This is a genomic window from Bradyrhizobium sp. PRIMUS42 (assembly GCF_023006515.1).
In the GTDB taxonomy this organism is placed as follows: Bacteria; Pseudomonadota; Alphaproteobacteria; order Rhizobiales; family Xanthobacteraceae; genus Bradyrhizobium.
Genome location: NZ_JALBGZ010000314.1, coordinates 1 through 7,077 on the forward strand (window position 1 = coordinate 1; position 7,077 = coordinate 7,077).

The 7,077-nt window shown below is 64.5% G+C and carries 6 protein-coding genes and 1 pseudogene; 4 read left to right on the forward strand and 3 right to left on the reverse strand.

What is annotated here, in order from left to right:
- Positions 1 to 374, reverse strand: a 374-nt coding sequence (locus MOV75_RS21745) for an adenylosuccinate synthetase (RefSeq protein ID WP_247006579.1), incomplete at its 3' end; no start/stop codon positions are given.
- A gap of 422 nt (positions 375 to 796) precedes the next feature.
- Here MOV75_RS21745 and MOV75_RS21750 point away from each other — a divergent pair.
- The gene (locus MOV75_RS21750) at positions 797 to 1,729 is read left to right on the forward strand and encodes a DMT family transporter (RefSeq protein WP_246929205.1); all 933 of its coding nucleotides are present in this window, start codon (positions 797 to 799) and stop codon (positions 1,727 to 1,729) included.
- A 200-nt stretch (positions 1,730 to 1,929) separates the two neighbouring features.
- Here MOV75_RS21750 and MOV75_RS21755 read toward each other — a convergent pair whose 3' ends face one another.
- Positions 1,930 to 2,331 (reverse strand): DUF1330 domain-containing protein, encoded by a 402-nt coding sequence (locus MOV75_RS21755; RefSeq protein WP_246929206.1) that lies wholly within the window; start codon positions 2,329 to 2,331, stop codon positions 1,930 to 1,932.
- 93 nt (positions 2,332 to 2,424) lie between these two features.
- Here MOV75_RS21755 and MOV75_RS21760 point away from each other — a divergent pair, with 93 nt between their 5' ends.
- Both MOV75_RS21760 and MOV75_RS21765 read left to right on the forward strand, forming a co-directional pair.
- Complete coding sequence (locus MOV75_RS21760) at positions 2,425 to 3,354, forward strand: DMT family transporter (protein ID WP_246929207.1); 930 nt, start codon at positions 2,425 to 2,427, stop codon at positions 3,352 to 3,354.
- Between the two features lie 225 nt (positions 3,355 to 3,579).
- Positions 3,580 to 4,557 (forward strand): tripartite tricarboxylate transporter substrate binding protein, encoded by a 978-nt coding sequence (locus MOV75_RS21765; protein WP_246929208.1) that lies wholly within the window; start codon positions 3,580 to 3,582, stop codon positions 4,555 to 4,557.
- A 163-nt stretch (positions 4,558 to 4,720) separates the two neighbouring features.
- On the opposite strand, the gene MOV75_RS21770 is transcribed toward MOV75_RS21765, so the two are convergent.
- Positions 4,721 to 6,406: a methyl-accepting chemotaxis protein gene (locus MOV75_RS21770; RefSeq protein WP_246929209.1), complete on the reverse strand. Its 1,686-nt coding sequence runs from the start codon at positions 6,404 to 6,406 to the stop codon at positions 4,721 to 4,723.
- A gap of 253 nt (positions 6,407 to 6,659) precedes the next feature.
- Here MOV75_RS21770 and MOV75_RS21775 point away from each other — a divergent pair.
- Positions 6,660 to 7,077: pseudogene (locus MOV75_RS21775) on the forward strand (C-terminal binding protein); the annotation flags it as partial.

The following is a 7,077-nucleotide window of genomic DNA, read 5'->3' on the forward strand; positions in this document are numbered from 1 at the left end:
GTCGCCGCGTTGGCGGATTCGCGGTGCGCGTCGAGCTCGCGGTGCAGCGGCAGGATCAGCGTGACGTTCTCGGCGACGCGCAGGTTCTCCGGAGAGACGGCGACGCCCTGCGAGCGCAGCTTGGTGACCTCGTCGAGGAAAGCGGCGGGATCGAACACCACGCCGTTGCCGATCACCGACAGCTTGTGTTCGCGCAGCACGCCCGAGGGCAGCAGGGCGAGCTTGTAGGTCTTGCCGTTGATCACCAGCGTATGGCCGGCATTATGACCGCCCTGGAAGCGGACGACGATGTCCGCCTGCTCCGACAACCAGTCGACGATCTTGCCCTTTCCTTCGTCGCCCCACTGGGCGCCGACGACGACAACATTGGCCATTCGCGGGTAATCCTTCGAAGATTTCTCTGTAGGTGGCACGATCCGAACGGAAAATTGGTACCCACTTTTCCGGAATCATGCCTGCGCCCAGCCCAATTCCCGGCCAGAGGCCGTTCGCACGCGAGGCAGCCCAACCGGATAAAGGAAGCAGCCTCTCTAGGCAAGCAAGAACAGGGCATTTTCAGGGCTTCGAGGCGGCTCCAAGCCTTTGATATCCCCTTAAAATCTCTCAATATTCATGACCGGCGCAATGGCTTCGACCAAAGCGTGAGAGGCTCACTCCGCCGGTGCATGGTCGCGATGCGTCCGCCCCCCGTTGATGCAACCTCGATTTCCGTGTCTTTGGACAGCGCCGGGCGATCAGCCGGCCCGGATCCCGCCGGGCCGGAAGCCTCGGTGCACTCGGGGCCGCACCAATCACAATGTCCGCCACCGGCCAGACCACGAGCGCGGAGACATCCGGCCCCAACTGGATCGCCAACCAGCCTTATCTGCTGCTCAGCATCACCGCGCTGTGCTGGGCCGGCAACGCCATCGTCGGGCGGCTCGCCGCCGGCCACATCCCGCCCGTCACCCTCTCCTTCCTGCGCTGGTTCTTCGCCTTCCTGCTGGTGCTGCCGTTCGCCTGGAAGCATCTTGCCCAGGACTGGCCCGCGATCCGCGGCAAACTCGGCCTGATGGTCACGCTCTCGATCACTGGCATCGGTGCTTTCAACACGCTGCAATATTGGGCGCTGGAACATACCCAGGCGCTCAACACGCTGCTGCTGCAGTCGGCCGCGCCGCTGGTCGTGGCGCTGTGGTCGCTGGCCATCCTCGGCATCCGCCTCACAGCGGCGCAGGCCTTCGGCGTGCTGCTCTCGATGTGCGGCGTGCTCACGATCCTGTTGCACGGCGATTTCACCACGCTGTCGAACATAGAGTTCAACAAGGGCGACCTCATCTTCATCGGCGCGCTCGTCATCTTCGCGCTGTATTCGGTGCTGACCTTGAAGCGGCCGCCGATGCACGGCCTCTCGTTCCTCGCCTTCACCTTCGGGGTCGGCGCCGCCTGCCTGATTCCGCTCGAGATCTGGGAATTGTCCGCTCGCCCGGTGATGAAGCTCGACGGGCCGAACCTGCTGACGCTGTTCTACGTCGCGGTGTTTCCATCGACGCTCGCCTATCTCTGCTTCAATCGCGGCGTGCGCCTGATCGGCGCCAACCGCGCCGCGCCGTTCTTCCACGTCGTGCCGGTGTTCGGCTCGATCATGGCAATGGCCTTCCTGGGCGAACACCCGCAGGCGTTCCACTTCATCGGTTTTGCGTTGGTGCTATCAGGCGTGTTCGTGGCGTCGAGGAAGCAGGCGAGTTAGTTTCTTCCTTCTTCCCTTGTGGGAGAAGGTGGCGAAGCGCCAGATGAGGGGTCTGCCTCCGCGCATTCAAATGAGAGCTCGTAGGGTGGGCAAAGCGAAGCGTGCCCACCATGCCAGTCGGGAGAGAGAAAGATGGCGGCACGGCGCGCGAAGAGCACGCCTTTGCCCACCCTACAAATCTTTCGACCCACAACGCAGCGCTATCTGATGTTGAACTTGCTGTAGGCTTCGCCGGTCGCGATGATCACATGCTCGGCACAGCCGTTGAGCCGATGCGGATCCGCCTCGCGCTCGTAGGCTTCCGAGGTCATCATGTCCAGGAAGGCCGCAACACTCGGATAATAGACCAGCGCCACGAAATCCCAGTCGTTGCCGGCGTGCGGTCCGAGCGCGATGGCCTTGGCCTCGCCGGTCCAAAGCAAGGTGCCGCCGCGCGCCTTGATCATCGGCACCGTAACGGCGCTGTAGCGCAAGTATGCGTCCCGGCCGGATCCGTCGCCGTCACGCGAGCGCGCGTGGAAACGCATCAGGTTCAGCATCACCACCGGTGCGTTCTGCTCGAGCCCTTCGAGGCCCGCGATGTTCAACATATTAACCGCCAATGGCACCTCCTCAGGGCTTGCCTGCATTGTAGCATTGCGGCGCTGTGACTTGTGCCACGACGCCAGTCCGGCGCAAGCTCGCATGCAACGCCAATGACGATCGCTTCGCCCGCGCCAAAGGCCTCCAATCCGGCCCGTTGGCTCAACAATCAGCCTTATCTGCTGCTCAGCCTGAGCTCGCTGTTCTGGGCCGGCAACATCGTGCTCGCGCGCCATGTCGGCGCGCATGTGCCGCCGCTGACGGTGACCACGATCCGGTGGTTCGGGGTGTTCCTGATCCTGCTGCCGTTCGCCCGGCCGCACCTGAAGCGCGACTGGCCTGCCTTGCGCAGGAGCCTGCCGCTGATGCTGTTCCTGTCGCTGGTGGGCTTTGCCTTCAACAACGCGATCTCGTACTGGGCGATGCAGTACACGGAAGCGCTGAACGCGCTGCTGATCCAGTCGGCAGGTCCCCTGTTCGTGGCGCTGTGGTCACTGGTGCTGTTCGGCGTGCGGCTGACGGGCGCGCAGTTCGCTGGCATCGCGATTTCGCTTCTCGGCGTGCTGATCATCATCCTGCGCGGCGATCTCGCCGCGCTTGCGAGCATCAGCTTCAACAGGGGCGACATCATGTTCGCCTCCTCGCTGGTGGCGTTCGGGCTCTACTCCGCCTTCATCCCGCGCCGGCCCAAGATCCATCAATTGTCCTTCCTGTCCTTCACCACCTGCTGCGGCGCGACGATGCTGATCCCTGCGGCGATCTGGGAAGCGGCCAGCGGTCGCGTCCTGCAATTCGATACGATCACGCTGGCGACCATGGGCTACATTCTGATCTTTCCCTCGACGCTGGCCTATCTCTTCTTCAACCGCGGCGTGGCGCTGATCGGGCCGAACCGGGCGGCGCCGTTCTTCCACCTGGTGCCGGTGTTTGGCTCGGCGATGGCGATCCTGCTGCTCGGCGAAATGCTCCAGCCGTTCCACCTGATCGGCTACGCGCTGGTGCTGGCCGGCGTCGTGATCGCCTCGCGCCAGGGTTCGGCGTGACGTAATTCCGCGCAGCGGACGATGACGACCTCGTGTCCCGGACGCGCTGCGGCACGCTGTGACGCTGCGCAGAGCCGGGACCCAGTTCGCCGCGGCATGGGCCCCGGCTCTGCAGCGCATCACGTCGTGCGCGCAGCGTCCGGGGCACGAGACAAACTCCCGTCTTCCGATTTCAACGCAGAGACGCTAGGTTCCCCGCCAACCAAAAAGAGGGAACGTCTTCAGATGATTTCAGGGCTGATTCGAAACCTGCGTGCCGTCGGCTTGGCCGCGCTGTGCCTTGCCGCCGCATCCACGGCTCAGGCCGACAATTACCCCAGCCGCAACATCACGCTGGTACTGCCGTTCGCGGCCGGCAGCGGCACCGACACCACGACGCGGCTGATCTCGCAGCACCTGTCGCAGGCGCTCGGCGTCGGCATCGTGATCGAGAACAAGGCGGGTGCCAACGGCATGCTCGCCGCAACCTATGTCGCGAAAGCCGCGCCCGACGGCTACACGCTGCTGGTGACCACCAACACCACGCACTCGGCCAATCCCTATCTGCTCAAGAGCCTCACTTACGATCCGGTTAAGGATTTCACACCGATCGCGCGCACGGGCGATCTGCCCTTCATGCTGGTGATCAATCCGGAGGTGCCGGCCAAGACCGTCGGCGAGCTCGTCGCCTATGGCAAGGCCAATCCCGGCAAGCTGAGCTACGCCTCGGGATCGTCCTCCGCGATCGTCTCTGGTGCGACCTTTGCGCACAATGCCGGGCTCGACCTGCTGCACGTGCCCTACAAGAGCTCGCCGCCGGCGCTCAACGACGTCATGGGCGGCCGCGTCTCGATGATGTTCGTGGACATCCTGACCGGCCTGCCGCATGTCCAGGGCAACGCGCTGCGCGCGCTCGCCGTCACCACCAAGGAGCGCTCGCCGCTGGTGCCGAACCTGCCCTCGATGCAGGAGGCCGGCGTGCCCGATTTCGACATCTCGTCGTGGCAGGGCTATTTCGGCCCGGCCGGCCTGCCCAAGGAGATCGTGACGCGGCTCAACGCCGAAATCAGGAAGATCGTCGAGAAACCCGAGATCAAGGCCCAGCTCGCCACCCTCGGCATGGACGCGTTTTCGGGCACGCCGGAGCAGCTCGGCACGTTCGTCAACGAGCAGCTGGTGCTGTGGGAGAAGCTGATCACCAACGCGAAGATCGAGAAACAGTGAAGTCTGTGTCCCGGGCGCAGCGCGAAGCGGTGCGCTGCGTCCGGGGCACGGCTCCCGTAGGGTGGGCAAAGCGGAGCGTGCCCACCACGCTTCAGCGAACTCAAAGAAAAGGTGGGCACGACGCTTCGCGTCTTTGCCGACCCTACGAATTCTGTGCAAGAACTTACGCCGCGCGCACCTTGGCGAGGAAGCCGTCCACCGCGCTACGCAGCGCGCCGGACTGGCTGTCCAGCTCGCGGGCGTTGGTGAGCACGTCGGTGGCGGCGTTGCCGGTCGCTTCCGCGGCCGAGGTGACGCTGCCGATATTGGAGTTGATCTCGTTCGAGCCGGCCGCAACCGACTGGATGTTGCGGGCGATCTCGCGGGTGGCTTCGCCCTGCTGCTCGATCGAGGCGGAAATGCCCGCGGTGATCTCGCTCATCTCGGCGATCGTCTGGGTGATGCCGGAGATGGCCGTGACCGCGTCGCTGGTCGAGGTCTGCATCGCCGCGACCTGCGCGGAGATTTCCTCGGTCGCCTTGGCGGTCTGGTTGGCGAGCGCCTTGACCTCGGAGGCAACGACCGCGAAACCGCGGCCGGATTCACCGGCGCGAGCCGCCTCGATGGTGGCGTTGAGCGCGAGCAGGTTGGTCTGCGCGGCGATCGAATGGATCAGCTTGACGACCTCGCCGATCTTCTCGGCGCCGGTCGAGAGCACCTGCACGGTGGCGTTGGTACGCTCGGCGTCGCTGACGGCGCGGCTCGCCACTTCGGTCGAGCGGGTGACCTGGCGGGAGATTTCCGCAACCGAGCTCGACAGCTCTTCGGCAGCCGCCGCGACCGTGCCCACATTGCCGGAGGCCTTTTGCGAGGCAGCGCCGACCGTCGCCGCACGCGACGAGGCGTCACTGGCGGTCGCGGTCATCGACTGCGCCGTCGTCTGCATGCCGGCCGCAGCCGAGGAGACCGTGCGGACGATGCCGTTGACGCTACGTTCGAAGTCGTTGGCCAGCTCTTCCATCGCATTGCGACGTTCCGCCGCGGCGCGCTGCTGCGCCGCTGCCTCGGTCTGCTCGAGCTCGCGAATTTTCTCTGCATTGGTCTTGAAGATCTGCACGGTCGCGGCCATCGCGCCGACCTCGTCGCCTCGGCCAACGCCGGGGATATCCCCCTCGAGCCTGCCGTCGGCGAGCTCCTTCATGCGGGTCCCGAGCAGGCTCAGCGGCCGGCTGATACTGCGGCCGATCAGCCAAGCTACGCCTCCGGCCACGAGCATGATGCCGAGCAGGGAGACACCGAGCAGCCAGGCCACCGGCGCCAGCTTGGCATCGAGGTCGTCGAGATACGCCCCGGTCCCCACGAACATGTTCCAGCCGGGAATCGCCACAGCGTAGGACAGCTTGCGGGTAACTTCCTTCTCGCCGGGGCGATAATACTCGTAGCGCAGCGTGACGTCGCCCTTCGCAGCGATACCGTCGCGCAGCTCACGCGTGAGCTTGCGGCCGTTGGTTTCGATGTCGAGGCGATTGCTGCCGTACTGCTTCGGGTCGGGCGTCAGCACGGCGACGCCGTCCATCGTATAGGCGAAGATGTAGCCTGAGCCCTTGTCGTAGGTCATCGAACTGCCTCGACGGACGAACTCCGCGATGGCCGCATCCTTGGACAGCTGCCCGGCATCGACCTGCTTTTGCAGACCCAGCGCCATGTTGCGCGACATCTCGACCATGGCTTTGGTCTGCTCGAAACGGGCATCGAGCAATTCCCGTTGCATCAAGTACGCTGCCAACACACCGGCGACGCATAGTCCGAGCATGGCCACGCCGACAAGAATGCCGAGCTTGGGGGCGATCTTCAGATTGCTCAACTTCACGGGATGGCTCCGGCAATAATGGGGTACGGGCACGCGACCAGATCGATCAAAATCGAATGAACTTGTAGTGGGCGCCCCCTTAGCAAGTTACTTACACGCCTCCGTAGAAGCCCGGACGCAGCCGCGGAAACCGGCAACTTATCACCATCTCGACAACCGGCGATTGTACGTGAGAGCATCGATTTCGCGTAAAAGACGCACAGGCCGGCCACGAAGGCGGGGCACAACAAGAAACCAGAATCGGGAGCAGAAAATGCCGAAATACAGGGTGGTGACGCCGAAGGGCGCGAGCTTCACGGTCGCGGGCAGCGACTATTCCTACGAGCGCGAGGCGCTCGATCCGATCGACGCCGAAATCGTCGAGGCGCCCGCTGACGAAGCCGGGTTCATTGCCGCCGCGAAGAATGCCGACGCGATCTATGCCAAGGGCATCCCCATCACCAAGACCATCATCGACAGCTTGGAGACCTGCAAGGTCATCACGCTCGGCTCGGTCGGCGTCGACAGCGTCGACGTCAAGGCCGCCACGGCGCGCGGCATTCCCGTCACCAACATCCCCGACACCTTCATCGAGGAGGTCGCCGATCACGCCATGATGCTGCTGCTCGCCGGCTTCCGCCGCCTGGTCGAACAGGACCGCATGGTGCGCGACGGCCGCTGGGCCGAGGGCC

What these genes read in the sequence shown, in the direction of transcription:
- MOV75_RS21750 (WP_246929205.1), top strand. Translation starts at nt 797, where the DNA reads ATGTCCGCCACCGGCCAGACCACGAGCGCGGAGACATCCGGCCCCAAC.
- MOV75_RS21760 (WP_246929207.1), top strand. Translation starts at nt 2,425, where the DNA reads ATGACGATCGCTTCGCCCGCGCCAAAGGCCTCCAATCCGGCCCGTTGG.
- MOV75_RS21765 (WP_246929208.1), top strand. Translation starts at nt 3,580, where the DNA reads ATGATTTCAGGGCTGATTCGAAACCTGCGTGCCGTCGGCTTGGCCGCG.